Source organism: Brevundimonas goettingensis (assembly GCF_017487405.1).
GTDB lineage: Bacteria > Pseudomonadota > Alphaproteobacteria > Caulobacterales > Caulobacteraceae > Brevundimonas > Brevundimonas goettingensis.
Genome location: NZ_CP062222.1, coordinates 848,510 through 874,583, shown reverse-complemented (window position 1 = coordinate 874,583; position 26,074 = coordinate 848,510). Strand labels below are relative to the sequence as shown.

Here is a 26,074-nt window from a genome sequence, read left to right as displayed (position 1 = left end):
CGTATACAGGTAGAAAATACGAAAATACGGATAAACCCATCCTACGCGGAAAACCGTATGGTCGGCCGCCGGAGCCCAAACCTCGCGTATCCCTTGGCCCCGCTCATCGAAGGCAGGCGTTACCGGTCCTCTGTGGAGAAGACATCAGACATGCGCCGCCTGGCTAACCGAGCGCGCCAGCCAGGTCGGTAGACGCGGCCCGACGGACACGAGTTCGCCGAACGCCGAGGGCCCCAGCTTTCGCTTCAGGGTTTCGAGCGCCATTCCGGCCTTGTCCGGCCCCAGCCAGGCCAGGGCGCGAACCGCCTCGCCGGCCGGACGATCGGCCAGGAGCAGTTGCCATGCGGGCGCGTGCTGGAACTCCACCGTCTGCTTGCCGACACTGAAGGTGCGGCTCCTCCCGTTGGTCAGATAGACCATGCGGATCGGCACCTGGGTGGTCAGGCCCAGGGCGTTGGCCGCCGCAGCGCCATTGGAGGCGACGACCTCGCCGCGCTGCTCGCTTACGGCGCGGACCACCTTCTCGACCGACGGCGTGCGGGAGCCGAAGCGGCTTTCCAGAGGGCGCATGTAGACGCCGCGACCGGCGCGCATGAGCCGGCCCCGGCGAACCAGCCGCGACAGGGCCTGGTCCACCGCCGCGCGCGTGCCCAGGTGCAGCAACGACTTGGCGGCGATCGGCGCGCCTTCCGGCAGCGTCGAGGCGCGCTCCATGATCTGATCGGCGAGTACTTGCATGACAACCTCAGTGTCAGAAATATAGGATAACTTCTGACACTTCGCAAACACGACGGCGGCGAGGACAATGAAGGACCACCTAACGCTCACGGGTCCGGCCAGGGTCGCGCTGTGTCTCGGCTCTCTGTCGCAGCGCCTGATCCCGCGTCATCGGCGACGGCCGCTCCCGCACGAACCGCTCCACCAAAGCGGCAAGGGCGCGGTCCCCGGCCCGCTCCGATCGCGATAGACGCAGGGCCTCGGCCACCAGGACGCGCCGGATAGCCAACTCGCGCGTACGGATCGCCTCCAGCCACGGCGCTTCGCCTCCGTCCGTGGTGAGCGCCGCCCGATAGGCGACGGCGAGCACCGCAGGCAAAGGCCCCTGCCCCGCGGCGAACCGTTCTCGCATCTTGCGCACCGGGATGCGTTCGGCCTTGCGGGTCACGCCCCGCGCCCGGCGCGGGGTCGCCTCGGCTTCGATGGCCCGGTCGCGAAGCGCGCGCGCGAACCCTTCCCGCCAGGCCTGCAGGTCCGCCTTGCGCGGATTGAGCCGTTCGCCGTCCTGCCCGAGCCTTCGCACCGTCAGATGGACATGCGGGTGCCGGCCTTCATCATGCAGTGCGAAGACATAGGGAAAGCGTTCGCCGAAGGTCTCGGCCGCGAAGGCCCGCGCCGCGTCATGCAGGCGGACGGCGTCGGTTCCGGCCGGCATGCTCAGGATGATCGACAGGCTGATCGATGCGTCCCGTCTGCGTCCCGGCTCAAACGCAAACTCCTCGGCCCAGTCGCGCGCCAGATCCCGCACCTGTCCACGGCCTTCCAGCCGCTCCGCATCGGGGCCCTCCAGCGCCAGGGGCCGTTGCGGCTGATGTAGTCCAGGTGCGCTTTCAGGTGGGCGCCGTCCCGGGTCCGGCCGGTGATCTTCACCATCACCTCCGGTGCGCGCCGCGCCACCCGCGCGAACCGGGCGGACGGATCGCCACCGCCTCCGCGAGCCGGCCGCAGCACCGCGGGCGTGATCCGGGCGCGACGGATATCGACGGGCGGCCGCAGCACCTCATCGAACCCGCGCGATGACCGGAAGTCGGTCACGAGGCCGGCGCCCAGTAGGCGAGATTGCCCTCGAAGGCCTCGCCGAGCGCATCGACCCAGGCCGAGATTTCCACTTGGAAGGCGCCGAGTTGACCCAGCTCCAGATCCAGCACCGGGCCGTCCATCACGGCGGTGTTCAGGGCCCGGGCGATCTGGTTGACGTTCACGCCGATCCGCCTCAGTTCGCGGCGCACCTCGATCAGGGCCAGAGCTTCGGGCCGGCTGAACTGCGGCCGATCGTGGAGACGGCGACGGATGAGCGCCGCGCTCCACTGGGTCCGCGACAAGCCCATCGCGGCCGCCTCGACCTCCAGGAGACGCAGGTCCGCTTCGCCCAGACGCAGGGTCAGCTTGCCCGACCTGGCCGTGGTCGGCGCTTGCTCCGGCGCCGGCAGGGGCGCTTGGGCGGCGGCTTCCATGAGCCTTCGCAACAGCCGCGAGCGTCCGCCCTGACCGGCCGCGGCAGCGTCGAACCGGCGGATCAGATCGGGCGAGAGGCGAAGAGTGATGCGGTCCATCGGAGAGCGGGTTTGTCAGACATTGCCGGCGCAAAGCCTATCCTGCCCTAGACCGTCACCACCCTCGCCCCGTAGACCTCCGGTGCTGCCCGCCCTCCCCTCGGCGTCCGCTCCACGGCCGCTCGCCCACCGCCCAATGGGCGCCCCAGCCGGACGGATCAGAAGGATGAGGTCTTCGCCGGCAGACGCCCGCGCTTTCGCGCGGGCGTCCTTCTTCAGCGGATCAGCAGCAGGGTCCGCCGTTACAGCAGGCCGCGAGAAGCTCGCAGCAGGAAGCGGCGGCCTTGACCACCGAGTCGGGCGCGGCCGCGAAGGCAGCCGAGGCCGAGGTCAGCAGCACGAGGGCCGCGAGCGAAAAAGCACGTTTCATTGTTGATCTCCATGGATCGGTTTTTTGAGAAAGGATCGTCGGTGGAGATCAGGCTCGAGGAGGCGGGTCCTCCGCTTCCGGATCCACCCCGGCGAGGGGATCGACCGGCGACCAGGGACGAGGGCCGGCGGCGGGCGTCAGGTGGGCGATCGCGGCCGGCGTTGGAACGAGCCCGTGGCAGAGCACGGCGCACAGTCGGGCGCAGGTCATCTTCACGGGATCGCAGGGGCTGTCCGAGCCGGTGTCGTCGGCGGGCGCCATGGCCATCGCCATGGGCGCGGCCGGCGTCTGCCAGGCCATGACCGGACTCGACGCGAACAGCAGGGCGAACACGGCCAGAATGGCCGGCGCCCAGGCCGCAGTCGTTCGACGTCCGATCATCAAGCTCAATTCGTCCAGCAAGGCGCCAAGGTTACAGCCCAGGTGAGGCGCGCGCCAGCCATGGCTGGCGCGCGCCCCTGCGTCCTTACGTCTCCGGGTCAGCAGACTTGGCCGCCCCATGAAGAAAGTCGACCGCGCGCTGGGCGTGGGCGGCGGCGGAGAAGATCAACCGATTGTCCTGACGCAGCGCCTCGAGCCATGAGGCGAGATAGGCGGCGTGATCTTCGCGCGGCTCCAGGGCCAGCCCCAGGTCGGCGCAGAGGAAGGCGGCGCCGAGTTCGGCCACCAGTTCCTCCCGGGCGTAGGCGTCGTCTCCATGCCGACGGCGTCCGAGGTCGCGATCGAGCCGGCTGGAATGCCGGGTCCAGTGCGTCAACTCATGGCCGAGGGTGGCGTAGTAGGCTTCCGGGTCAAGGAAGCTCTCGAACACCGGCATCTGCACGAAGTCCGGTCCAGGCGCATAGAAGGCGCAGCCGCCGCCGTGGCGAACATCGGCGCCCGTCGCGGCGAAGAAGGCTTCGGCTCGGGCGATCCTTTGACCGAGGTTCACGACCGGCGCGGGCGCCGGAGCGTACGAGGCCGGGAGACCCTCGATCTGTTCGACGTTGAACACGGTGTAGGCCTTCAGGAACGGAATACGCCGGGTTGCCTCCTCCCGGGTGTCGTCCTCGTCGGTGCGGACCAACGCATTGGCGTAGACGACCGTGGAGCCCTTTTCGCCCTTTCGGACATGAGCGTCCAACGCCAGCGCCTGCCGGAAGGTCATCCAGGTGGAGGACTGGAAGCCTCGGGCTGCGGCCTCGCCCCACAGCAGGACGACGTTGATGCCCCGGTAAGGCGTGCCGTCGTGTCGGAGGGGTCGGCTGACGCTCTGGGATACGACCCAGGGCCGGGTCCAGGGCCGAACGCCCGTTTCGAGCTGGGCGACGATTTGGTGGGTGATGCGGCTGTAGAGGTCGGGACGTGAGGGTTCGTTGGGGCGCGACATGGCGGCCTCCTCAGGATGGGGATTTGAAGAAGGGGCGGCGGCGCTGCCTCAGCGCCGCCGCGGCTTGGTCAGCGGGACCAGATCAGGCTGTGTCCGCCCTCGATCTCGACCAGCGAGGCGTAGATCGGCGCCGGGAAGCTGGGATCGTCGAGCTTGACCGACAGGTAGTCGCGGTTCTGCTGGCTCGTCTTCTTCCAGGCGGCGCCGAACTCGGTCTGGCCGGAGAAGATGCGGAAGTCGGGAGCCTTGTCGTCGGTCTTCTCGTTGGCCCGCAGCTGGGCCGCCTTGACGTTGAGGGTCAGGGTCTTGATCGAACCGCTGTAGCTGCCGTCCGCTTGCTGGGTGAAGGTGCCGATGGTGGCCATTGAAGTTTCTCCTTGCTGATGTCGGGCCACGCCTGCCGCGGCCTCGATGGCGATCGACGGACCGGAGACCGGACGGCCCGCAGGTCGAGCACGGCGAGACCCCGCAGCGCAGCGAAGGACCGGGAGAGCGACTTTCTTGCCTCGCGAGGAAGGCCGTCAGGCCGGGGAAGAAAATCGAGCGAGCGGTTGCGGAAGCTGGACGGGCTTCGGTCAGATCAGGCCATTGAGAGGCCGCGCAAGGCTGGCCTGCTGCAGGAGAGACGGCTGGTCACCGCCGCCTGAACCACGCGGGCCAGTCACGCCGGTCGTAGGGGTCATGCCGCCAATGCCGGCGCAGCCGCTCAGCCACGAAGGGCTCGCCGAGGCCCCACCGTTCCACCGTCGTCTGGACCTGGCCGCGTTCGACGACCTCAAGCCGGGACGCAGGACGCCGACAGGATCCGCACCGGAACCGTCCGGCGAGCCAGAGTTCGCCCAGCGCAACGGCGAGCGGCATCACGGGCAGGGTCGATCCCTCAAGAGTCTGGATGCGACCGCACGGTTCGCAGGCGATGCGCAACACCACCGCCTGACGCCGGGCGGCCTGGATCGTGACCAGACGCGGCGGAGCCGGCGGCCCGACAGGTCTGTGCATCCTAGAACCAGAGCCCCAGCGCCGCCAGCGAGATCGGCCCCTCCGCCTGATCGGCGTTGTTCGTGTAGGACACCTGAGCGACCCGATGCCCGCACTGGCACCGGAACCGATACGACCGGCCTGCCACAGGCCAGTGCTTCGTCGCACCGAACAGGGCGCGCGGGTCCAGCAGCGCGGCGCGACCACAGGCCGGCGCGTCGCAGCGAACGACCAGACGCCGCCCGACGGCGGGGACAATGTCTTCGCGTGGCGTCCGCGCTTCCCGTTCTCTCACGGCTCGCTCCCGTCAGCCAACCGACCCGCGGGTCCGTCTAGGGGCGCGAGCCTATCCAGACAAGGAGAATGTTCTTGTTATGTTCTGCTCCTGTGGAAACAGATCAGATAGACGGCGGCGGTTGAACTCGGCTTCGGAAGCCCTGTAGTTTGAGCGTGACCGCTCGCGTCCTGGGCGGCAAGGCAAGGAACGATCCCTTGGCGACACACGCAGCGGCCATCCAGTTCACGGTGATCCGCGGCGAGGGCGACTGGCGGGTTCTCCGCAACGGCAAGAACTCGGGGCGTTTCGATTTCAGCGTCGACGCCATCGAGTCCGCACTTGTGAAAGCCACGACGCTGATCGACAAGGGCGAGCGGGTCGAAGTCTTCGTCCAGGACGCGGCCGGGCAGCTGCGTCAGGTCGATCCGGTCGGCGGTGAAGTGCTGCACTGACACCGCGAGAGGGTCATCGCCGAAACCAAGCCGCGCTTTGACCGGTGAACCAGGCTGGCGTCACGACATGGCCGATCCCAAAGGCCCGAGCCACCGGTCCGGCCAGTTCAGCGGCGACCTGGGCCCAACTCGTCTCCAAGGCGCCGATCGTGGCGCTCGTGCGCGACCGACGCTCATCGTCCTCGGCCGGATGGCCGCTGAACATCCACGGATGATGAAAATCGTGGAGCTGTCGCCCCTTCAATCCCCGCCACTCGCAGCGGAAATGGACTTGGGTCGCTTCACCGAACTCGCGCGCGAACAGGGACGCATGCCGGACTAGTTCTGTCACCGACATGGCCATCTGGTTGGGACTGAACACTTGGCCAGGAGGTATGTCCTTCCACCAATGAGTATCCTCGATATAGCCGCGCTGGATGCTGGCCAAGCCCGAGGCCGTGACACGCCATAGGTCCGTCATGCCGACCGTGCTGTCCTGTTCGAGTAAGTTCATCTCGAGGAACTCGAGATCTCCATCGTCCAAGCGCTGATCGGTCTTGGAGCGCGGCCCGATCGGGCCGTCGAAGACATGGAACATGCCCCAGCCAGTGTGCACCTGCTGATCCAGTTCATGCCCTACCCGACGAAGCACGTCGGCAAGAACCGACATCTTCAGAGGTTCGCCTTGCGTCTCGATCGCATAGGCGAAATGAAAACGGGCGGTTCCGACCTTGCTGTCGGGGCAGTTCGCCTCGACTCCGCGGGAATAGGCGACGCTGGCCGCTTCCGCCCACGACGCCAGCACGGCGTCCAGTCCGGGCGCCTGATCGCCGCCCCGAAGCGCCACCTCAATGGCGCCGAGTAGGCTTGAACGCTCCGCCAAAGCACAGCGGCGGATCAGCGGCGCCCACTCCTGGGAAGTCAGCAGCGGCGCACTCTCTGGGCCCGGCTTGCGGATGTAATGCACACCTCGCGTAATCCCCTTGACGCGCCCGGCCGCATCCTGCGGCCCATCGGCGCAGGCGCAGACGGGCACAGCGCCGTGCGACGGCACGACGATGACGCCATAGGTTCGTCCTTCGGCATCATCCAAGATCCGCACGTCGCACTGTAAAGGCGGGTCCAAATATCGTTTGACCACCCGCGCAACGTCATCGCGTGTTGGCAGCGAGGGGCGAGGCTCCCGCGGCGTCAAGTCGTCATCGAAGCCGATGATCAGATAGCCACCGCCGTGGTTGGCCAGAGCGGCAATATGGCGGGCGAAATTCGCGCGGCCGATCGGCGTTTCCAGATCGATCTCGGCCTTATACTCCGCCCCCAGAGCTTCGTTTGGATCGTCGATCAGAGACTGAAGGGCGTCCATCGCCGCCCTAGCCATGGTCGTCCCGCGCCGCCTCGCGCAACTGAGCCAATCGCTCCTGACAGACGGTCGTCGCAACGGCGCGCAGCACTTCCACCCGCTCCGTCAGCCAAGTCAGTTCCTCGGCGCTGATCTTGTAGTGTTTGGAGTAGCGCGCCTTCACATAGGCCTCGCGCAGCAACTCGAAACAGCGGCGCTCGAACTTGGTCTCGCGCGGCCAAGCGTCCGCCAAACGGGCGTCGATGGCCTCGCACTTCTTGCGCAGGAAGGCGAGATTGTGAGCCTTGCCGCTGTAGAGCGTCACTACGAGCAGGACGGAATGGTAGAGGTGCTCGGAAGCTTGATGAAGGTTGAAGGCTGCGAGCTTGGAGTTGTCGATCGAAATGCAGTAGGCGGCGACTTTCTGAAAGCCAGCGGAGCTGGCCATCCAATCAGCGAAGAACTCCTCAGCTTCGGCCAGCGCGACCTGGGCTTTCAGGTCCGCCGGTTTGCGCAGCTTCGCACCCGGCGTGTCGAAGAGAACGATCCCTTCCCGCACGATGTCCGCCCAGAAATAGCGCCCGCGATCCAGTTGCTCGTTCACGTCGTCCAGACTGTGCACGATCAGGCTGACCGGGGTGCGGATCAGCGTTTCGCCCGGCATCAGCTTGTTCTCGGCGTCATGCCAGAACTCGCCGTCGGTCAGGTCTTCATGATCGACGACGATCAGCAGATCGAAATCCGAGAAGTAGCGCCCGACCGGATCGTGGACCCAGTCGCCGCGCGCATACGAGCCGTAGAGGATGATCTTGAGGATCTTGCCGTTCTTCAGCCGCTCGGCCCGACGGGTCGAGACGGCCTCGGCGAACGACTCCCGGATCACCTCTACCACCCGGCGCAGTTCCACCTGCTTGCGCGGCGGCAGATGATCGATCGAAGTCTTCATCGGGCGAGTCTCGCCCAAGGCGTGCATCGGGGCAAGGCGCGAAGCCTCAGTTCTGGATCAGGCGGATCAGGGTTCCGTCCGGGTCGATGAGCGCGCCGATCCGCAAACCCGACTCCTCGATCTTGGGCGCGTGCAGTCGGGGTTGGCCCCAGCACGCCTCCGGCAGGCCGGTGACAATGCACGCGGCGTAAAACGCGTCGAGATCGTCGAGCCGAAGGCAACAGCTGAAGTTGCTCGTCAGCGGATCGAGTTCCGGATGCGGGAAGAACTCGAGCGTCAGCCCGCCGCGTTTCAGGATCATCCAGCCCTCATCTCGCCAGCCCTCCTCGAAACCGATCCGCGCGTAGAACCGGGACGTGGCTTCGAAGTCCCGCGACGGCAGGTTGGGTGTGGCGTGGTCGGTCACAGCGAACTCCGGTGCAGCGATGCCGCCGAAGCCTAGCCGCAACACCCCTTGCCATCCACCTGGATCGGCGGACACGGCACATCGGCATAGGAGCAGAACACGCAGCAGTCGCCGGGTAAGGGCTTCAGCTTCACGCCGCAACCGAGACAATCGTAAAACCAGATGCAGGCGTCGGTGGGCATGGTCTCGGTCGCGACATGACCGCAATGCGGGCAGGTCAGCGTCGACTCCAGAACGATGGCCGGGGTCATCGCATGGCCGCCAGTCGCGGCATGGCCCATGGTTCGATGTAGGGCTGCCAGGCCAGGGACAGGACGATCAGCAGGCTGGCGATGACCAGCAGCCAGAAGGCGAGCCGCGAAGGGCGGCGGCAGGCCGCGTCCTTCCGACACATCCGCAGACGACGCCAATGCAGCAGCCAGCCGGCCACCAGTATGACGGCGGCCACCAGCGTCAGCCAGTTCCGCGCGCCCGCGATAACCGCGGCGCCGGCGAAGGAGACGCCCGCCACCGACAGAGCCAGCGGCAAAACGCAGCACGCGGCCCAGGCGAACACCGCGGCGACCCCGCCGATGGCGGCCGAGGCGCTGACGGCGACCTCGGGAATGCGGGGTCGGTCTTGATCGATGGCCATAGGGCCTCCCGTTCGATTTCTGCTACAGGCTACAACCCGTAGCCGCTACGGGATCAAGAGCCATGTCCGCACGAAGTTTGACGATCGGACGCCTCGCGGACAGCGCAGGGGTGAACCTGGAAACGGTGCGCTACTACGAGCGGATCGGCCTGATGCCTGCGCCGGCCCGCACGGAGGGCGGGCACAGAAGCTATGAGCCGGAACACGCCCAACGCCTGCGCTTCATCCGCCGATCCCGCGAACTGGGGTTCGGCATCGACGCTATTCGGCGGCTGATCGCCCTGAGCGAGCCGGGCGTCCAGGCGTGCTGTGAGGTCCGCGACATGGCCCAAGACCACATCGCCAGCGTAGACGCCAAAATCGCGGACCTAGAGCGGCTGCGGACGGTGCTGAAGCAGGCGGTAGCGGACTGCAGCGAAGGCGGGCGGGTCCGGTGCCCGGTGATCGAAGAACTAGGCTCGATCGCATAGGTGATCGCCGGAGCACCCCGTTGAGCCGGTAGGCTACTGCCCAATCAGGCGCCGATGACGCCCAAGTGCTCAAGCAGGATGGTCAAACCGAGCGCGACAAGGGCAAGGCCTCCGACCAGTTCGGCGATTTTGCCGAAGCGCTGGCCCACCGCCCGACCGATCAGCATGCCCACGGTGGTCAGCAGAAAGGTCGTGACGCCGATCGAGGCCGCGATGACCCAGATATTGGCCCCAATGAAGGCAAGGCCCACGCCGACGGCCGCGGCGTCGATGCTCGTGCCAACGGCCGTGGCGATCAGCCCCCACGGGCCCGACCGGCGAGGGGCCTGACCCGCATCCACCGCCAGCGGACGGGTCGCTTCCCAGATCATCTTACCGCCGACTGCGGCCAAGAGGCCGAAGGCAATCCAGTGATCGATCCGCTCGACGAGACCGGCGGCCACCATGCCGAGGGTCCAGCCGATCAAGGGGGTGACGGCTTCGATGACGCCGAACACCAAGCCTGCCTTCAAGGCGCCGGTGAGGTTCGGGCGATGCGAAGCGCCGCGACCGACGGCGGCGGCGAATGCGTCCGTGGACATGCTAAGAGACAGGACGGCGATAGCGACGGGAGTCATAACGAGCATCCACCGGGCGACGAACAGCGCTTCCCTCCCCGGCCGGTGCGGCGGTGGGACGCGCTGGTCTCGCTAGGCGGCGGTTCCGCTGGTCGGACCACGCGCCGAGACGCGAGTGTGTTGATCCGACCCCGGCGATCAAATCGCCGGAAGCTACTCCCCAACAGGAAGCGGCCTTCTACGGCGTGTCGGGCATATACGCCACCGACAAGACGACGCATCAGCGCCGCGCGCTGACTAAGGCCGCCGATGCGCTCGGCAGGGGTCTGCCGGACAAGACGAGATCGCCCCCCCGTTTGGCGAGACCAGCGTTTGCCGGCGATCGCCTTAGTGGCGTGAGAGGGTGATAGAGGACGCCGCCTCGCGGCAAGCGCCTTCGCAGCGACGGCATTCCTCGGCGCAGATGCGGCAATGCTCGTGCATCTCGGCGTGCTTCTCGCACTCGACGGCGCAGTCGGCGCACGCCTCGACGCAGGTGTCGAGCATGCGCTTGATCAAGGCTTCGTTGCTCCCCGCACGGCGCGCGGCGAGGCCGGCCGTGGCGAGACAGACATCGGCGCAGTCGAGGTCGAGCCGGATGCACTGGGTCAGTTCCTTGACCATCTCCTCGGCGAGGCAGGCGTCCGCGCAGATGCGGCACACGGCGGCGCAGCCGTAGGCCGCCTCGATGGCGCGGACGAGGCTGTCGTTGACGCTGCCGCGCACATCGGGATGGGTGCTGATTATTGGGTGGATTTGCATTGGGGCCTCCGCGGGTGATCGGAACTCAACCCCGAGGGTCGTCGGGATGTTCCGAACGGTGGAGCCTGCGGCTATCTGGTCATCAACACCGCGGCGCGAGGCAGCACGCTGTTAGCCTGTGCGTGTCGCCGCCGCCGTTGAGCGTTTATCCGGATTGGAGCCTGGCTCTCCGGCAAGCGTCACCTTGATGGGGCCCTTGCCCGCGTCTTCGGGTTTTAACGACGCAACTTCGCGGGGCGGTCGTTCGGGCTCCTTGTCGCTCGGTGAACGCGACTTGGTCGGGTCAGCCTTCGTCATAGACGTAGGAGCGGTCCACGAGCGGCAAGGTTGCGTTCCACCAGCGCAGCGCAGGCCCCAATGCCAGTTCAATCAAAGCCGGAGCGTCGCGAATGCCAAGCCGCGCAAGGTCGAAGAGGCGCCAGAAGCGGTCATTCACTGTCGGCCTCAAACACGACATTGAGGGTGGGTACGAGAGTCCTATCCGGCCGATTAGCTAAGACAGTTCCCGACCCTAAGCGGACATGCGCTGGCCGGTCGGCTCGACCGCATAGTCAGGACACTCGCCAGTGTTCAAGATGTTTGTAGACGATGACCTTGTTGGCCAGCACGGCGCCGTGGGTGGCGCAAAAGGCTTCCAACTGCTCACGGGCGCCGATCAGTTCGACGCACATGGTGAGCTCGGGGTTGGCGAGTTCATAGCCTTCCGCCTGAACTCGACCGTGATTGCTGTAACCATAATGCGTCTGATGGGCGATGGCATTCACGAGACCGGACGCCTTGGCCTGTTCGACGAGCTGACGATAAAGCGGCTTGGCGTGCCAAAACCGTTTGAGCGTACTCTCGACGGCTTTTTCACGGGGTTTCAGATAGATGCGGATCATGCCGATGTCCTGAACGGACACCGTGTGGGAAAGGGTCATGGCTGCTCGCTCGCCGGAGGTGCGGGGGACGATGGGGACGCGCCGGCCACGCCTCGCCGGAAGGTGGCGGCCACGGTCAGAAGGCGGGCCTGGCGCAAGGGCATGTCCGGCTTGAGCAGACCGGCGTCGCTCTTGGGAACGCCCAGACGCTGGGAAAGGTAGATGCCCGAATGGCCGCTGCAGAGGTAGGCGACGAAACAAGCCACTGCGATATAGGCCGTATGTTCGCCGCCGAAGAGCTCGACGCCGAGGATGGTGCTGGCGAGGGGCGTATTCGAAGCGCCGGCGAACACGGCCACGAAGCCGAGGGCGGCGAACAGTTCCGGCGGCGCGCCGAGTAGCCAAGCCAGGGCGTTGCCCAGCGCCGCGCCGATGAAGAACAGCGGCGTGACCTCGCCCCCCTTAAACCCCGCCCCCAGCGTGACGACGGTGAAGGCGAGCTTCAGCAGCCAGCTCCAATAGTCAGGGTGACTGGGATCGAAGAAGCCGAGAATGGTCGCGTCGCCCGGATTGGGCGACCAGACGCCCAGCCCGAGATACTCCCGGGTGCCCAAAGCGAACACCATCAGAATCAGGATCACCCCGCCCACAGCCGGGCGAAAGGGCGCATACGGGATAAGGCGTTTGAATAACGCACTGATGCGATGCTGCGCCTCGGCGAACAACAGGCTGACAAGGCCGAAGGCGACGCCGGCCACAGCGACCTTGGCCAACATCAAAGGTTCGATCGCGAACGCGCTCGGCGCGACATGATAGGCGATCTGATAGGCGATATGCCCGATGCCCCAGGCGTGGCAGACCCAGTCGCCGACCAACGCCGCCGCAAGGCAGGGAATCAGGGCCGTGTATTGAATGCGCCCAACGGTCAGCACTTCCAACGCGAAGACCGGCCCGGCCACGGGCGTACCGAACACCGCGCCGAAGCCCGCAGCGATTCCGGCCATCAACAAGACGCGTATGTCGGGCGGGTCCAATCGGAAGACCTTTGCGAAGGCGCTGGCCAAGCTGCCGCCCAGCTGCACTGCTGTGCCCTCCCGACCCGCCGAACCACCAAACAGATGGGTGATGACAGTCGCGATCAGGATGAGCGGCGCCATGCGAAGGGGAATGCCGCCCCCCGGCTCGTGAATCTGCTCCACGATCAGATTGTTGCCTCCCTCCGCTTCGCGTCCGAGCCGGTGATAAAGCAAGCCGACCGCGAGGCCGGCCAAAGGAAGCAGAAACAGCAACCAGGGGTGATCGAACCGCGCCCGCGTTGCGAGGTCCAGACTCCACAGAAACAGAGCGCACAGCGAGCCGATCATGGCGGCCGTGGGCGCAATGATCAGCGCCCACCGCAAGGCCGAAATCAGGTGATCGGCACGCCTGCGAATAAAGGCGGCAAATGGTGGATACGACTGATTGGACTCTACAGGCACGATTCCTCCTTTGAGCGGCTAGCCGCACGAAAGTAGGAATCATCAGCTCCTTCCTGAGGAGCGGTTCGGCATGACGCCAGGCGGAAATCCATCGCCAGAACTACGAATAAGGTGTCGATCTTGTCGGTGTCAACGCCCTGCCCTTGTTAACGCCAATGGCGGCACCTAGCACGTCGGCTTAGCGGAATGTACCAGCGCAGGCACGGCCTCCGAGGTGCGCCAAGTGGCGACGACTTCGCTACGGCCCACGCCGGCTGTTCACGGAACCGCAGACGCGCCCGGTCGATGGCATGTAGCGAACATCCTAGGGCCGCTTTGCGGGCGGCGAACCGATCAGTCTCGGCCTTCGGATCATCACCGCGCTCACCCGACAGCTTGGTGGCGCGTGGTCGCTTCGATCCGTTAATCCTGGCGCATGCGCCCGCCTCACCTGGTCAAGCGGCGTGGCCTTAAGCCTGCCGTTATGAGGCGCGAGCACCATTCGCGCCGCCTATTTACGCGTATCGGCAACGCGCCATGAGCTGACACGACGGTCACCTCGCAAGGGCGACATCCACCTGAGTGACCATGGCGAGCCACGACCTTTTGCTCGCGATCGCGCCAAGCCGATGGAGACGCAGGCTGCGTCAATCGTCATTGGTCGGCGACGTCAAACCCGTCTCCGGGCGTCATTGGCCGGTGCAGCTTAATCCCGACTTTGTCTAGATAGGGCTCGTAGACGTCGTAACGCTGCTTGAGGAAATAGTCGCGCGCGTAGCCGTCATGGACCGGCACGACAGATTTCGGCTTCATCCGCTTGGCGAAGGCATGGACGGTGAGCTCGGTCAGAAAGGGCGCCATCACCGGAAGGGCCAGCACCTCCACGCCCACGAATCGATCCAGACGGCTGTCGAAACTGTCGCCCGGGTTGAAGAAGACGTCGTTGACGAGGAAGGCGGTCAGTTGTGGGCTCTCGTCCGACAGGATGGGCTCATGCGCGACCGGCTGGGCCTGTAGCCGGAACGCGCCGAAGGTCCGTTCGCCTTCCTCGAACACCGTGACCGACAGGCCCTTCTCGCTGAGCTTGTTGGCGACCTCGCCGTTGCCGACGAGCGTTGCGCCACTCGCCTGCACGATCCTGCCCAGAGCGTCAGGGTCGATGTGGTCGGGATGGCCGTGCGTCAGGACGATCGCCGAGACGTCCGAAAAGACAGCGGGATCGACCCGTCTGTCCACGAACGAGAACTTGCCCGGATCGAAGAGCAGTCGCTCCTGGCCGATCGTCAGGCGCAGGCAGCTATGGACGAACTTGTCGATACGCATGGCGGCCGGTCCTATTCCGACTGTCTCTGGACGACCGGGCCGATCGCCTCCGGCGTTCCCGAGGCGATGACCAGCCAACGGCGGGGTGCGCCGGCGTCGGTGGCGACGACTTGGCGGATGGGACCCACCGCGTTGACCACGGCGGATCCGGCTGGATTGGTCATGAACTTCGCGAGAGGCTCCAGCGTCCCTGATCCGTCCGCCGCATTGGCGAAGGCGAGGACATAGGGCTTGCCGGGTTCGAGGCCTGCGGCGGCGATCTGCAGCATCTGGACCTGCCCCTGCTCAAACAGGGTTGCCTGGGACCGGGCGTCGCCGTCGCCCGTCAGAACGAGTTGATGCGAGGCGCGCGCGGCGCCCAGGGGCATGAGGTTGGCCTTGCCGTCACCCTCGGTGACCGCACGCGGCACATAGGTGACGCCCTGCGGTCCCTGACCGACCGGCACGGTGGCGATCACGCGGTTGGCCAGGGTGTCGATGACCGCCACGCCGTCGCCATTCTCCAACCCGACATAGATTCGCGAGCCGTCGCCGGAGGGCCACAGACCATGCGGCAGCGACCCCACCGCGATCTCGGTCACGGGGTCGAAGGTGTCGGTGCGGAAAACCTTGACGACGTTCTGGGTCCCCACAGTGACATAGGCGAACTGACCATCCCGATTTCGCACGATGTTGACGTGATTGGTCAGCGGGCCGGTGTCGAGCGTCTGAAGCACGGCAAATGGTGGACGGGCGTCGAACACCATCGTCTTGCCCACGTCCTTCAGCGTCATCCAGACCTGGTTCCCATCGGGCGTGGCGGCGATGTCTGGGCAGAACGGACTGGCCTGGGCCACCCGACCGACGATCTCACGGGTCGCAGTCCCGACCACGACTGTCTCGGGGCTGAAGCTGGAGCAGATGTAGGCGTAACGGCCGTCCGGCGAGAAGATGGTCATGCCCGGCCCGTTGGGCGTCTCGACCCGGGCTGTCTCCTGATAGGTCGCGGCGTCCAGCACCGAAACGTAGGCCTCGCCCCGCACCGTGACCCAGACCTCTTTGCCGTCCGGTGTGAAGAAGGCCTCGTGCGGAGAGCGTCCGACATAGGTCGTGTGTTTGACGACGTTGGTGGCCGTATCGATGAAGCTGACCGAGTTCGACCCGATCGAGACCACGGCGATCGTCTTGCCGTCCGGCGCCGCGCCGATGCCGTGAACCAGCAATTGGCCTTTGTAGAGCGGGCTGAGGTTGGCCGGGGTCGGCTCGCCGAGGGAAATCACCCCCAGCAGGCTGTTGGTCGAGGGATCGACCACCGAGACCGTGTTGGAGAACTGGTCGGCCGAATAGAACCGATCCTGCCCGCTGATCGGGATGGCGGGCGCCGCCGCCGCGCCGGGAACCTGATCGGCCAGGACCGGGGATGCCATCAGGGCAAGCGCCAGGACGAAGGGCGTCTTCGAAACGAAAGTCATGGGTCAGTGTCCGGTATGAGGTGAGGCGGGCGCGTTGGACGTCGGACGGGTGGCCGAGCGGTCGAGGAAGTCTTGCATCAAGGCGATCTCCTGGGTCTGTTCGACGATGATCCCCTGGGCCAGACGGCGCATCGGCTCGTCCTTGCCGTAGGCGAGTTCGATCCGCGCCATGTCGACCGCGCCCTGATGATGGGGGATCATCATGGCGGCGAAGTCGCGGTCGGAATCGCCGGTCGGCGCGATCGTCATGGCGGTGTGCATGCGCAACATGGCCTCGGTCATTTCCGTATCGAAGGGGGAGCGGGGCGCCTGGGCGAAGGCCATAAGCACAGCCCCGGCGAGGGCTGACCCGGCCATGAGCGCAATGAGTTTCAGCGGTAAGGTCATGCGGCGGTTCTCCATGATCGCCTGATCCTGGACGCCGTTCACGCCCGCCGCCAACGCGAAGTTCCGCTCGGAACGTTCGTCGCCATCGAACGATCCCTGTGCTTGGACCGGTGAACGCCTTAGGCTCCCGATATGACGCTCGACCAGCTCCGCATCTTCGTCGCCGTCGCCGAGCGGCAGCACGTCACCCGCGCGGCCGAGGCTTTGAATCTCACCCAGTCGGCCGTCAGTTCGGCGATCACCACGCTGGAGGGGCGGCATGGCGTGGCCCTGTTCGACCGCGTCGGCCGCAGCATCGTCCTGAACGCGGCGGGACAGGTCTTTCTGGAAGAAGCGCGCGCTGTCCTCGCTCGCGCCTCGGCGGCGGAGGATGCGCTGGATGATCTCGGCGCGCTGAAGCGGGGCCGGCTGTCGATCCAGGCGAGCCAGACCATCGCCGGCTGGTGGCTGCCCGCCCGTCTGGCCGCCTTCCACGCTCGCCATCCCGGCATCCGCATCGACGTCGCCATCGGCAATACCCGGGACGTGGCCCAGGCCGTCATCGACGGACGGGCGGAGCTGGGGCTGGTCGAGGGCGAGGTGGACGAAGCGGCCCTGACACGCACGGTTCTGGATCACGATGAACTGGTGCTGGTCGTCGCCGCCGATCATCCCATGGCCCAGGACGGCGCCGGTCCGCCCGACCTCAAGACCCTGTCCTGGGTGTTGCGCGAGCCGGGCTCCGGCACGCGCTCAGCCTTTGAAGCGGCTCTGGCTGTGCGGGGGTTGACGGTTGAGGATCTGGACGTCGCCATGACCCTGCCCGGCAATGAGGCCGTGGCTTCGGCTGTCGCCGCACGAGCCGGGGCGACCGTCGTGTCGCGCACTGTCGTCGCCGCCCGGCTGCGCTCCGGTGTTCTGGCGTGCCTCCCCCTCTCGCTTCCGGCTCGATCCTTCTGGTTGTTGCGGCATAAGCAAAGATACCGGTCCAAGGCGGGCCAGACCTTCCTCGACATGCTGAAGTCCTGATCGCCGATGCGCGGGTTTGCGACGGCACACGCAGGATCGCGGCGTTCGTCGAAGATATGGCCATCGATGACTGGCGACCGGGCTCCGCCTCACCCGCACCTTGACGCGCTCGACCAATGGCGAGACGGACTCGCTCATCCTTTTTCGGATGATGGCTGCCGGATGACCCCAGGCTTCGATCCTCTTGACGGCGGAGATCAGGCGGAACTTCTGGTCTTGCTGGAAACCCCCGCGCCAGGGCCCGCCGAGGACCGGATCGTCTCGATGGACAACCCGACGGGCACGAGCCGCAACCTTCGGCGCGCCATCATGGGCTCCCGACTGGATCGCCGCCGTCTGCTGATCTGGAACACGGTCCCTTGGCTTCGCAGTGGGGTGAGCCGCCCCTTGCGCACGGGGGAGATCGCCGCAGGCGTTGCCGCAACCGCTTCCCTCGTCGCGCGGCTCCCCCGATTGAAGGCGGCGATCGTTTGTGGCCGGGTCGCCGGTCAGGCCGCACCGAGCCTAAAGGCCGCCTTTCCGGAGGTTCGTCTCATCCCCGCGCCTCACCCCAGTCCAATCTATATCAACACCGACCCCTCGCATCGGGGGCGATTGGACGAGGCATTCGAAGCGGCGGCGCGCTTGCTCGACGAACCGATTGCAAGTGCGGAACGTTCGATCTGAACGAACGAACTCAGAGTGAGGTTGGGTTGGACTTCCGGGCCTGACACGGACCAGACTGGACCAATAGGAGAGCCGCATGATCCACCTGCAGTCCCCCGGGGCCAAGATGCTCGGCCGTCGTCGCTTCCTGATCGGTGGCGGTCTTGTCGGGGCGGCGACGCTGTCGGACCCCGCCTGGGCGCAACAGGTCGCCGACCTGGCCATGCCCGGCGGCCCTCGGCCCGGCCGCTCACTTCCAGCTATCCGGGAAAGGGCGAGATGATCCTGCAACGGAGCCGGCCGCCACTGCTGGAAACGCCCATGGAGGTCTTCGATCAGAATGTCTTCACGCCCAACGACCAGTTCTTCGTGCGTTGGCACTGGGCGGACGTTCCGACCTCCATCGACGCCACCACCTTCACCTTGAAAATCCACGGCCATGTCACCCGGCCGGTGACGGTCTCTCTCGCTGATCTCCTCTCCATGCCCCGTGTCCAGATGGCTGCGGTCAACCAGTGTTCCGGTAATTCCCGAGGACTGTTTCAGCCCCGCGTGCCGGGGCGCAGTGGGCGCATGGAGCCATGGGCAACGCCATGTGGATGGGCGTGAGCTTGCGCCATCTGCTTGATCTGGCCGGCGTCCGACCGGGTGCCCAGGTCGTTCGGTTCGGGGCCCTGGATCAGCCTGTTGTCGCCGGGGCGCCGGACTTCTCGAAATCCCTGGCCATCGATCATGCGCGTGACGGAGAGGTCATGGTCGCTTTCGCCATGAACGACGAGCAACTGCCTTTGCTCAACGGATTTCCAATCCGGCTGATCGTGCCGGGCTGGTTCTCAACCTACTGGGCCAAGTTGCTCAATGACATCGAAGTCCTCGACCAGCCAGACGACGGCTACTGGATGGCCAAGGCCTACAAGATTCCGGACACGCCGCTGGCCAATGTATCGCCAACGGACAAGGACTATCCGACGGTTCCGATCAACCGGATGGTTCCACGATCCTGGATCACCAGTATCGCGGGCGACCACCCCGTGGCCTGGCAGCCGAGCCTGTCAATCGGTGGCATCGCCATGGGCGGGGACACCGGGGTCGCCCGCGTCAACTGTCCTCGGACGGCGGACGGACCTGGCGACCAGCCCGTCTGGGGCCTGATCAGGGCAAGTACGGCTTCCGTCGCTTTGACGGAGAAGTTTCGATCGCCGCGCGTGGCCCCGTCCCCTTCATGGCCCGTTGCACCAATACGGCAGGCGTCACCCAGCCAATGACGCCGAACTGAAATCCGGGCGGCTTCATGCGGGCCTGCGTGGAAACGACGATAGTGACTTTCGCATGAGCAAGCCCTCCAGACCCTTCTCCACGGGCGTCTCGATCCTGCTCGCCGGGGCAGTCACCTCGGTAATCCTGATCGGCGCCATCATCGGCCAGAACGCTCCAGCAGTTCGTGAAGCGCCGCCGCCCCCGCCCCCGCCGGCGCCCGCACCGCCTGCGCCATCCTTCGTCTCTGGCGCAGGGTTCACCCTCACATCGGCCAGTATCGAACTACCGGATGAAGCGTCCCAATATCCCGAAGGGCCCGGTGCCGACCTGGTCAATGCAAGCTGCACATCCTGTCATTCGGCGAGCATGGCGCTGACCCAGCCGCGCCTGACGGAGGCGCAGTGGCGATCCACGGTGGTCAAGATGCGGGAAACCTACAAGGCTCCTATCGCTGCGTCTGATAGCGACGCGATCGTCGCCTATCTCACGCGACTGCCGACACAGGGTCCGGGAATCACCCAAAAGAGCTCAGACCCAAGTCCTCCGACGGTCGAAATCCCAGGAGCAACCGGCTAAATCGTTCGAACAAAACGATCGTTCAAATCGAAACAACACGTTGGAAAGAACAAACGCTCGGGACCAATCTCCAGATCAAGGAGCGCGCCGACTGTCGGCCAACACTCCATAGTGGAGATAAGCTATGAGCTCCGTCGTTCGTACCCGCCTTGATCTCCAGCCGATTGGCGCCGCAATACGGTATCGCCCGGCCGCACAGCGACGTCAGGGGCAGACCCTGCTCCCGGCGCCTTCGACGGAACAAGCAGCGCATATTCCGGACGTCGGCGATGGTCAGAGCCTGCATCGCCTTCAGCCCGAGGTGGGCCAGACCGGCGTTCACCCCGCCCTCGTCAAGTCCGTGGCGGGACTCTACGGCAGCATGGTCATGGTGTTCTGGCTGGTGTTCGGCAGTGGCGAAGCCGCCCTGGCCCTAGGCTTCATCACCGTCCTGGGAGTCATGTTTTTTGGCCTTCTCACCGGCCTGACGCTGTTGGCCGATACGCCCGGCCCCGCACGGCGCACGCGCAGCCTTTCGGAGTTTCTAAACGGACGGGTCATCACCTTCACCGGATGGATCACCGGCCGTGAAGCCGCGTTGCAGATGCTGACCCTGCCGGCTCTTCTGGTCGTGACGGCCGTCGTGCTGGGCGTGATCTGTCGCCTCAACGCCCATTAGTTTCATTCCAGCATTGTTCAGGACACTTCAGATGGCGCATGACCTTCACCTTCGCGACGTCGCCTTCGGCCTGCGGCCTCTGGCCAAACTCCAGCGGCCCAGCGAGGTCGTTCGCCAGTTCACCCCGAACTGGTTCGCCGCCACCATGGGCACAGGCATCCTGGCCATCGCCCTGAACCAGATTCCGATCGACATCCCTGGCGTGAAGCTGGTCGCCGAAGGTCTGTGGGTTTTCAACATCGGCCTCTTCGCCCTGTTCACCGTCCTCTACGCCGCGCGGTGGATCTTCTTCTTCGACGGCGCGCGCCGCATCTTCGGCCATTCGGTCGTCTCGATGTTCTTCGGCTGCATACCGATGGGACTGGCGACGATCATCAACGGCCTGATGGCCTTCGGCCTGGCGCGGTGGGGCGACGGCATCGTCCCTCTCGCCGAGACACTGTGGTGGATCGACGTGGCGATGGCGGTCGCCTGCGGCGTCGGCATCCCCTTTATGATGTTCACACGCCAGGAGCATTCCATCGACCAGATGACGGCGGTCTGGCTGTTGCCCGTCGTGGCCGCGGAGGTCGCGGCCGTCACCGGCGGGCTGATCGCGCCCCACCTGACCGACCCGAACGCGGCCTTGTCCGTGCTGGTGGTCAGCTACTCTCTTTGGGCGCTGTCGGTGCCTCTGGCGCTAAGCATCCTCGTCATCCTGGTTCTGCGCATGGCGATCCACAAACTACCGCACGCCGGCATGGCTGCGTCCAGCTGGCTGTCGCTCGGCCCGATCGGCACCGGAGCCCTTGGCATGCTGGTGCTGGGTCAGGCCGCGCCGGCGATCTTCACCGCCTCCGGGCTGGGTCAATACGGTGACGCGGCAAGAGGCATCGGACTGATCGGCGGCCTTTTGCTGTGGGCCTATGGCCTTTGGTGGGCAGCCATGGCTGCATTGATCACCCTGCGTTACCTTCGTCAGGGCCTGCCCTTCAACCTCGGCTGGTGGGGCTACACCTTCCCGATCGGCGTCTTCTCGGTCGCGACCCTGAAGCTGGGGACCTTGCTGCCGATCCCGGCCTTCAACATCTTCGGCGTGGCCCTGATCGCCGGCCTTGCAATCCTCTGGCTCATCGTCGGCGCCCGCACGATCCGCGGCGCTTGGCGCGGAGACCTGTTCGTCGCCCCCTGCCTTACGGACGCGGCCAAGCGCGACATTCCCTGCGCGCGCTGAGTCGCTCGTCAGTTTCCTGCCCGGAGGCCTCATGAACCCCGATATCCTTGTTCCCACTCGTCGCTCGATCATCGCTGTGGGAGCCGGCGCCCTGATCACGGCATGCGCGCCCCAAGCGGCGGAAGCCGATGACATGGTTCTGGGCCGTCAGGACGCCCCGGTAACCCTGATCGAATACGCTTCGAGCACCTGCGGCCCCTGCGCCCGGTTCGCGATCGAGGTGCTGCCCGAACTGCGCCGTCGCTATATGGATACCGGCCAGGTCAAGCTGATCTATCGGGAGTTCATCACCGGCCCTGCGAATCTTTCCGCCGCCGGCGTTCTTCTGGCGCGCTGTGCGGGGTCTCAGCGGTATTTCGAGGTGATTGACGCCCTGATGCACGGCCAGTCTGAATGGACCGGTGGACAGAGCCCGCGGGCTCATCTGGTGCGGGTCGCGGGTCGTTTCGGGATCGACGAGGCCCGGCTGAAAGCCTGCATCGCCGACCCTGACGCCATGGCCGCGTTGGAACGGCGTGTTCGCCGGGCGCAGGATGCGGGCGTCACCGGCACGCCGACTCTATTCGTTCAGGGCCGCCGGGTGGATGGCCCGCTGACTCTCGACAGCGTGGTCATCGCTATCGACACAGCTCTTTCCCAATCTTCCAAGCCCTGAGGTCCACAATGCCCAATACTCCCATCAAGGTCGCTGTGTCCGGTGCGGCCGGCCAGATCGCCTACGCCCTGCTGTTCCGTCTAGCGCAAGGCGACGTCTTCGGCCCCGAGACGCCGATCGACCTTCGCCTGCTCGATCTTCCCCAAGCCCTGCCGGCCCTCAAGGGCGTGACGATGGAGTTGGACGACTGCGCCTTCCCGCTCCTGACTGCGATCCGGACGACGGACGATCCGAGGGTCGCGTTCGACGATATCGACGCCGCCTTCCTGGTTGGCTCGCGTCCCCGATCCAAGGGCATGGAGCGCCGTGACCTGCTGGCCGCCAATGCCGCCATCTTCAAGACCCAAGGCGCCGCGCTCGACGCCGTCGCCAAGCGGAGCGTGAAGGTCCTCGTGGTGGGCAATCCCGCCAACACGAACGCCTGGGTGGCGATCCAGTCCGCGCCGAACCTGCCCGAGGGCGCCATCACCTCCATGATCCGGCTGGATCACAATCGCGCCGCCGCGCAACTGGCGCGAAAGGCAGGCGTGTCGGTCGATGCGATCGATCACCTCGCGGTCTGGGGCAATCACTCGCCCACCATGTTCACCGATTGGAGCCACGCCTCGGTGAGCGGCGAACGACTGGCCGCGCGCATCGGCGATGACGGCTGGTATCGCGACACCCTGATCCCGGAGGTGGCGCGGCGCGGTACGGCGGTCCTGGAGGCCCGCGGCGCATCGTCCGCCGCTTCCGCCGCCAATGCTGCCATCGATCACATGCGTGACTGGGTCCAGGGCTCGGACGGTCGCTGGGTGTCGATGGGCATCCCCGCCACAGGAGAATACGGTATTCCCGCAGGCCTGGTCTGCGGCGTACCGGCGGTCTGCCGCGATGGGCGCTATGCGCCTGTGAACAGTCTGGACCTCGACGTCTTCACCCGCGCCGGTCTGGCGGCGTCGGTTCAGGAACTCATCGGCGAACGCGACGCTGCGCTTTCGATCGTCTCCACCTGAGGCGCGTCGATCGCGCGACAATCACCGAACAACCCCTACTCATTCAGCAAGGCGCCCCATGACGGCTTCTACACCCCGATCTTCCTTCGCCGACGATGCGGGCCACGGCGGCCTGCAACTCGTGGTCCGCGCCGGCCCTGCCAGCTTCGTCGTCGATGAGCCTGTCGAACTGGGTGGGCTGGATCTCGGGCCGACCCCGCATGAACTGGTGCAGGCCGCTCTAGCCTCCTGCACCGCCCAGACCCTGCGCCTCTACGCGAACCGCAAGGGCTGGGCGATAGGCCCCTTGTCCGTCGAGGTTGTTCTGGTCCGACAGCCGGAAGCGACGCCCTCCGACCACTTCGTGCGGACCATCAGCCTGCCGGCAGACCTCCCACAGGAGCAACGCGACCGACTTCTTGAAATCGCCGACCGATGCCCGATCCACCGCATGCTCGTTGGGGCCGTCTCGATTGAAACCGAGGTCGGTTGATCTTAGCGAATTGTGTCGCCCGCCGCCGCCAAGCAGACATTCCAAACCGCCGCTAAGAGTCAGAAGCCGAAGTCCAGTCGTCACTGTGCCCTACCGTCGCACGCACGAAAAAGCCGCGCGCCCCCAAAGGGCGCGCGGCGAGTTTTCGTATCGAGGATGCTATTCTGCGGCGAACGAATAGGCGTCGTCGTCACGCGGTTCGTCCGCGCCCTGATCCTCCGGCTCCGCCGCATCCGACACCGTTCGCAGCGGAACGGGCAGCCATCCCTTCCCCTCCAACAGCCGCTCGGCGGCTTCGGCCATGTCCGCCTTCTTGAACCCGGCGATCCGGCCCGCTTCGTCCGGATTCACGGCCTCGGTCACCGCCTCCAACACCCGCGCCTTGGACACGCGGGTGAAGTAGCTGGCCGCCGTCGCCGTCCAAGTCCCGGCCATGTCGAGCCCGACCGCCGTCGCCAGCGTCTCGGCCTGCGCCAAGGCGCCGGGCCGCCGGTCGTGCGGATCGCGCACGGCGTAGAGGCCGACCCCGGCGCAACAGGCCATCAGGTCCAGCTGCTCCGAAGGCGGCAAGGCGGCCACCACGCCCCAGAGGTTTTCAGGGCGCTCGGGCAGGCGCGCGCCCAACGCCTCGCACCGGTCGCTGACCCGGCGTCCGGCGGGGCCATCGTCCACCCCCGGCGCCAGCCGCTCCAGCCCGGTCGTCGTCAGCCGAAGCTGCAACGGCGTCCAGACGCCGTAGGCCGGATAGAAGACCTGCAGGGCGAGCGCATGAACCACGGTCGCCAGCGCCGCGCCCACATCGGCCTGCACCGCGTCGCGCAGGCCCATGGTCTTGTGGGCCGTCAGGTCGATCAGCAGACGGTCCGACAGGGTTGAAGGCGTTTCGCCCTCGGGCGCGTCCGCACCTGCCTGCGCCCCACTGTCCGCACCGTCGTCAGCCGCCTCGTCCTCCGGCCACGGCGACGGCGGATCGGCGGGCACGTCCTCGGCCCGGACCAGACCGCGCTCGAAGCGGGCGAGGCCGTCGTGACCGAGCATCACCATGACCCCGGCGCGCGCCCTGGCCTCCGGCGCATAGGCGAAGTCCGGGCCGAACGCCTGCAAGGCCTTGTCGATCTCCTCCAGCCGCGCATCCGCCTCGGACGACAGGCCGTCATCGCCCGCCTCGGAGACGATGCCGTCGTATTCCTCCGACAGGGCCGCGATCTCGGCGGCGTCCGCCTCCGAGCGCTCGACCGCGACCGGGTAGACCCGACCGAACGCGGACACGTCGGGATAGTCCTGCGCCGCCTCGGCCCATTTCCAGCCCTCGCGCTCGCGCGCCTCGTCCGCCAGCCCGGCCAGCTTTTCGGCGACCAGCCGGTCCAGCAGGATAACGTCCTCCAGCCAGCCGCCGCCGTCCTCGGTGAACAGGTCGCGGAGAACTCCGCCGCCCGCCTCGGCGTAGGCCTCGACGCCGACGAAGCGGACGCGCCGATCATCAGCCCTGACCTTGGCCTCGGTCATGGCGCGCCGGATGGCGTAGGCCGGGGTATGCGGCCCGATCTGTTCGAACACCTGCCGCTGGCGGTCCCGATCCTCGCTGACACAGAAGGCCATCAACTGGTCGAGCGCCAGCGCTCCCTCCCGATAGGCCGCCATCAGCTCCGGCGCCGCCGACCCGAGCCGCAGCCGCTGGCGCACCACCTGAGCCGATACTCCGAACCGGGCGCCGATCTCCTCGGAGCCGTATCCCTTCTCCTCGGCCAGCCGCTGGAAGGCCTCGAACTGGTCGGCGGGGTGCATGGCCTCGCGCGTGATGTTCTCGTCGAGGCTGATCTCATGGGCGTCGTTCTCCGCGTCCACGATGACCCGCACCGGATGGGTCCGCTTGATCGCCTTGCGCCTGACCAGCAGCCGCAGGCCCTGACGGCGCCCCTCGCCGATGGTGACGAGGTAGTTCCCGGTCGGCTCGCCCTCCCCGTCCCGCTCGATCTCGACCACGGGCGGCTGCAACACCCCCTTGGCCTTGATGGAGGCGGCGAAGGCCTCGATGGTCGCCGGGCTGTGCGGGGTCTTCCTCGCATTCTTCGGCGAAGCCTTGAGCCGATTGAGCGGCACGGTGATCTCCGCGCCGTGCGCGGGGACGGTCGCCTCGGTCGCGACGGTTTCGATGGATTGAGCAGTCATGTCTGCCTCCTTGGGCAAGGGTTGCAGGCACGCGAACTGC

The 26,074-nt window shown here is 66.4% G+C and carries 34 protein-coding genes, 1 pseudogene and 1 riboswitch; of the genes and pseudogenes, 12 read left to right on the top strand and 23 right to left on the bottom strand.

Features of this window, described 5'->3' with window-relative positions; genetic code table 11:
* Positions 1–144: 144 nt before the first annotated feature.
* The 9 genes from IFJ75_RS04410 to IFJ75_RS04370 form a co-directional block, all read right to left on the bottom strand.
* Positions 145–738, bottom strand: coding sequence for a DUF6088 family protein (locus IFJ75_RS04410; protein ID WP_207931437.1), 594 nt, complete (start codon positions 736–738; stop codon positions 145–147).
* A 79-nt stretch (positions 739–817) separates the two neighbouring features.
* Entirely contained in the window at positions 818–1,525 is a 708-nt protein-coding gene (locus IFJ75_RS04405; protein WP_225896986.1) for a relaxase/mobilization nuclease domain-containing protein, read from the bottom strand.
* Positions 1,526–1,808: 283 nt separating this feature from the next.
* Positions 1,809–2,330, bottom strand: coding sequence for a plasmid mobilization relaxosome protein MobC (mobC, locus tag IFJ75_RS04400; RefSeq protein WP_207931436.1), 522 nt, complete (start codon positions 2,328–2,330; stop codon positions 1,809–1,811).
* Positions 2,331–2,553: 223 nt separating this feature from the next.
* On the bottom strand, positions 2,554–2,700 hold the full coding sequence (locus IFJ75_RS04395; RefSeq protein ID WP_169802110.1) for a hypothetical protein: 147 nt from the start codon (positions 2,698–2,700) through the stop codon (positions 2,554–2,556).
* Between the two features lie 48 nt (positions 2,701–2,748).
* Entirely contained in the window at positions 2,749–3,081 is a 333-nt protein-coding gene (locus tag IFJ75_RS04390) for a hypothetical protein (protein WP_207931435.1), read from the bottom strand.
* Positions 3,082–3,166: 85 nt separating this feature from the next.
* Entirely contained in the window at positions 3,167–4,069 is a 903-nt protein-coding gene (locus tag IFJ75_RS04385) for an ArdC family protein (RefSeq protein ID WP_207931434.1), read from the bottom strand.
* Positions 4,070–4,137: 68 nt separating this feature from the next.
* Positions 4,138–4,434, bottom strand: a complete 297-nt coding sequence (locus tag IFJ75_RS04380; protein WP_207931433.1) for a DUF736 domain-containing protein — start codon at positions 4,432–4,434, stop codon at positions 4,138–4,140.
* A gap of 268 nt (positions 4,435–4,702) precedes the next feature.
* Complete coding sequence (locus IFJ75_RS04375) at positions 4,703–5,068, bottom strand: hypothetical protein (protein ID WP_207931432.1); 366 nt, start codon at positions 5,066–5,068, stop codon at positions 4,703–4,705.
* Between the two features lies 1 nt (position 5,069).
* On the bottom strand, positions 5,070–5,342 hold the full coding sequence (locus tag IFJ75_RS04370) for a hypothetical protein (RefSeq protein WP_207931431.1): 273 nt from the start codon (positions 5,340–5,342) through the stop codon (positions 5,070–5,072).
* A gap of 155 nt (positions 5,343–5,497) precedes the next feature.
* On the opposite strand from IFJ75_RS04370, the gene IFJ75_RS04365 reads away from it, so the two are divergent.
* Entirely contained in the window at positions 5,498–5,776 is a 279-nt protein-coding gene (locus IFJ75_RS04365) for a hypothetical protein (protein WP_207931430.1), read from the top strand.
* A gap of 13 nt (positions 5,777–5,789) precedes the next feature.
* On the opposite strand, the gene IFJ75_RS04360 is transcribed toward IFJ75_RS04365, so the two are convergent.
* Genes IFJ75_RS04360 through IFJ75_RS04340 form a run of 5 tightly spaced genes read right to left on the bottom strand, consistent with a single transcriptional unit; the run spans position 5,790 to position 9,080 of the window.
* A complete protein-coding gene (locus IFJ75_RS04360; protein ID WP_207931429.1) occupies positions 5,790–7,118 on the bottom strand; it encodes an AlbA family DNA-binding domain-containing protein in 1,329 nt (442 codons plus the stop codon).
* 7 nt (positions 7,119–7,125) lie between these two features.
* The gene (locus IFJ75_RS04355; RefSeq protein ID WP_207931428.1) at positions 7,126–8,040 is read right to left on the bottom strand and encodes a HEPN domain-containing protein; all 915 of its coding nucleotides are present in this window, start codon (positions 8,038–8,040) and stop codon (positions 7,126–7,128) included.
* A 46-nt stretch (positions 8,041–8,086) separates the two neighbouring features.
* Positions 8,087–8,446 carry a bleomycin resistance protein gene (locus tag IFJ75_RS04350; RefSeq protein WP_207931427.1) on the bottom strand — a complete coding sequence of 120 codons (360 nt, stop codon included), beginning with the start codon at positions 8,444–8,446 and terminating at the stop codon, positions 8,087–8,089.
* 32 nt (positions 8,447–8,478) lie between these two features.
* Entirely contained in the window at positions 8,479–8,697 is a 219-nt protein-coding gene (locus IFJ75_RS04345) for a GDCCVxC domain-containing (seleno)protein (protein ID WP_207931426.1), read from the bottom strand.
* Entirely contained in the window at positions 8,694–9,080 is a 387-nt protein-coding gene (locus IFJ75_RS04340) for an MFS transporter permease (protein WP_207931425.1), read from the bottom strand. The genes IFJ75_RS04345 and IFJ75_RS04340 overlap by 4 nt, the downstream gene beginning before the upstream one ends.
* Positions 9,081–9,142: 62 nt before the next feature.
* Between IFJ75_RS04340 and IFJ75_RS04335 the strand changes: the two genes are divergently transcribed.
* A complete protein-coding gene (locus tag IFJ75_RS04335; RefSeq protein WP_207931424.1) occupies positions 9,143–9,550 on the top strand; it encodes a MerR family transcriptional regulator in 408 nt (135 codons plus the stop codon).
* A gap of 44 nt (positions 9,551–9,594) precedes the next feature.
* Here IFJ75_RS04335 and IFJ75_RS04330 read toward each other — a convergent pair whose 3' ends face one another.
* The 8 genes from IFJ75_RS04330 to copM all read right to left on the bottom strand — a co-directional run bounded on the left by IFJ75_RS04330 (position 9,595) and on the right by copM (position 16,569).
* Complete coding sequence (locus IFJ75_RS04330; protein WP_207931423.1) at positions 9,595–10,167, bottom strand: manganese efflux pump MntP; 573 nt, start codon at positions 10,165–10,167, stop codon at positions 9,595–9,597.
* Positions 10,168–10,494: 327 nt separating this feature from the next.
* On the bottom strand, positions 10,495–10,908 hold the full coding sequence (locus tag IFJ75_RS04325) for a four-helix bundle copper-binding protein (protein WP_225896985.1): 414 nt from the start codon (positions 10,906–10,908) through the stop codon (positions 10,495–10,497).
* A 283-nt stretch (positions 10,909–11,191) separates the two neighbouring features.
* Positions 11,192–11,344: a hypothetical protein gene (locus IFJ75_RS04320; protein WP_207931422.1), complete on the bottom strand. Its 153-nt coding sequence runs from the start codon at positions 11,342–11,344 to the stop codon at positions 11,192–11,194.
* 115 nt (positions 11,345–11,459) lie between these two features.
* A complete protein-coding gene (locus IFJ75_RS04315) occupies positions 11,460–11,828 on the bottom strand; it encodes a DUF190 domain-containing protein (protein ID WP_077354164.1) in 369 nt (122 codons plus the stop codon).
* Positions 11,825–13,246 (bottom strand): voltage-gated chloride channel family protein, encoded by a 1,422-nt coding sequence (locus tag IFJ75_RS04310; protein WP_225896984.1) that lies wholly within the window; start codon positions 13,244–13,246, stop codon positions 11,825–11,827. Before IFJ75_RS04310 ends, IFJ75_RS04315 begins: the two co-directional genes overlap by 4 nt.
* Positions 13,247–13,272: 26 nt before the next feature.
* Positions 13,273–13,351: riboswitch (Fluoride riboswitch) on the bottom strand.
* Between the two features lie 528 nt (positions 13,352–13,879).
* Positions 13,880–14,548 carry an MBL fold metallo-hydrolase gene (locus tag IFJ75_RS04305; RefSeq protein ID WP_077354163.1) on the bottom strand — a complete coding sequence of 223 codons (669 nt, stop codon included), beginning with the start codon at positions 14,546–14,548 and terminating at the stop codon, positions 13,880–13,882.
* A gap of 11 nt (positions 14,549–14,559) precedes the next feature.
* Entirely contained in the window at positions 14,560–15,999 is a 1,440-nt protein-coding gene (locus IFJ75_RS04300) for a YncE family protein (RefSeq protein WP_207931421.1), read from the bottom strand.
* A gap of 3 nt (positions 16,000–16,002) precedes the next feature.
* Positions 16,003–16,569 (bottom strand): CopM family metallochaperone, encoded by a 567-nt coding sequence (gene copM / locus IFJ75_RS04295; RefSeq protein ID WP_225896983.1) that lies wholly within the window; start codon positions 16,567–16,569, stop codon positions 16,003–16,005.
* On the opposite strand from copM, the gene IFJ75_RS04290 reads away from it, so the two are divergent.
* The 10 genes and pseudogenes from IFJ75_RS04290 to IFJ75_RS04240 all read left to right on the top strand — a co-directional run bounded on the left by IFJ75_RS04290 (position 16,519) and on the right by IFJ75_RS04240 (position 23,865).
* A complete protein-coding gene (locus IFJ75_RS04290; RefSeq protein WP_077354161.1) occupies positions 16,519–17,394 on the top strand; it encodes a LysR substrate-binding domain-containing protein in 876 nt (291 codons plus the stop codon). The genes copM and IFJ75_RS04290 overlap by 51 nt on opposite strands.
* Positions 17,395–17,556: 162 nt before the next feature.
* Positions 17,557–18,060, top strand: a complete 504-nt coding sequence (locus IFJ75_RS04285; RefSeq protein ID WP_171981857.1) for a uracil-DNA glycosylase family protein — start codon at positions 17,557–17,559, stop codon at positions 18,058–18,060.
* A 76-nt stretch (positions 18,061–18,136) separates the two neighbouring features.
* Complete coding sequence (locus tag IFJ75_RS04280) at positions 18,137–18,322, top strand: hypothetical protein (RefSeq protein WP_207931420.1); 186 nt, start codon at positions 18,137–18,139, stop codon at positions 18,320–18,322.
* A pseudogene (locus tag IFJ75_RS04270) lies at positions 18,319–19,304 on the top strand (molybdopterin-dependent oxidoreductase). Before IFJ75_RS04280 ends, IFJ75_RS04270 begins: the two are co-directional and overlap by 4 nt.
* A gap of 64 nt (positions 19,305–19,368) precedes the next feature.
* Positions 19,369–19,872, top strand: coding sequence for a hypothetical protein (locus IFJ75_RS04265; RefSeq protein ID WP_077354159.1), 504 nt, complete (start codon positions 19,369–19,371; stop codon positions 19,870–19,872).
* Between the two features lie 124 nt (positions 19,873–19,996).
* Positions 19,997–20,530 carry a hypothetical protein gene (locus IFJ75_RS04260; RefSeq protein WP_150125900.1) on the top strand — a complete coding sequence of 178 codons (534 nt, stop codon included), beginning with the start codon at positions 19,997–19,999 and terminating at the stop codon, positions 20,528–20,530.
* 31 nt (positions 20,531–20,561) lie between these two features.
* Positions 20,562–21,743: a TDT family transporter gene (locus IFJ75_RS04255; RefSeq protein ID WP_077354157.1), complete on the top strand. Its 1,182-nt coding sequence runs from the start codon at positions 20,562–20,564 to the stop codon at positions 21,741–21,743.
* Between the two features lie 31 nt (positions 21,744–21,774).
* A complete protein-coding gene (locus tag IFJ75_RS04250) occupies positions 21,775–22,398 on the top strand; it encodes a DsbA family protein (protein ID WP_077354156.1) in 624 nt (207 codons plus the stop codon).
* 8 nt (positions 22,399–22,406) lie between these two features.
* Complete coding sequence (locus IFJ75_RS04245; RefSeq protein ID WP_077354155.1) at positions 22,407–23,393, top strand: malate dehydrogenase; 987 nt, start codon at positions 22,407–22,409, stop codon at positions 23,391–23,393.
* Positions 23,394–23,451: 58 nt separating this feature from the next.
* On the top strand, positions 23,452–23,865 hold the full coding sequence (locus tag IFJ75_RS04240; RefSeq protein ID WP_077354154.1) for an OsmC family protein: 414 nt from the start codon (positions 23,452–23,454) through the stop codon (positions 23,863–23,865).
* 159 nt (positions 23,866–24,024) lie between these two features.
* On the opposite strand, the gene IFJ75_RS04235 is transcribed toward IFJ75_RS04240, so the two are convergent.
* Positions 24,025–26,034 carry a ParB/RepB/Spo0J family partition protein gene (locus IFJ75_RS04235; protein ID WP_207931417.1) on the bottom strand — a complete coding sequence of 670 codons (2,010 nt, stop codon included), beginning with the start codon at positions 26,032–26,034 and terminating at the stop codon, positions 24,025–24,027.
* Between the last annotated feature and the right edge of the window lie 40 nt (positions 26,035–26,074).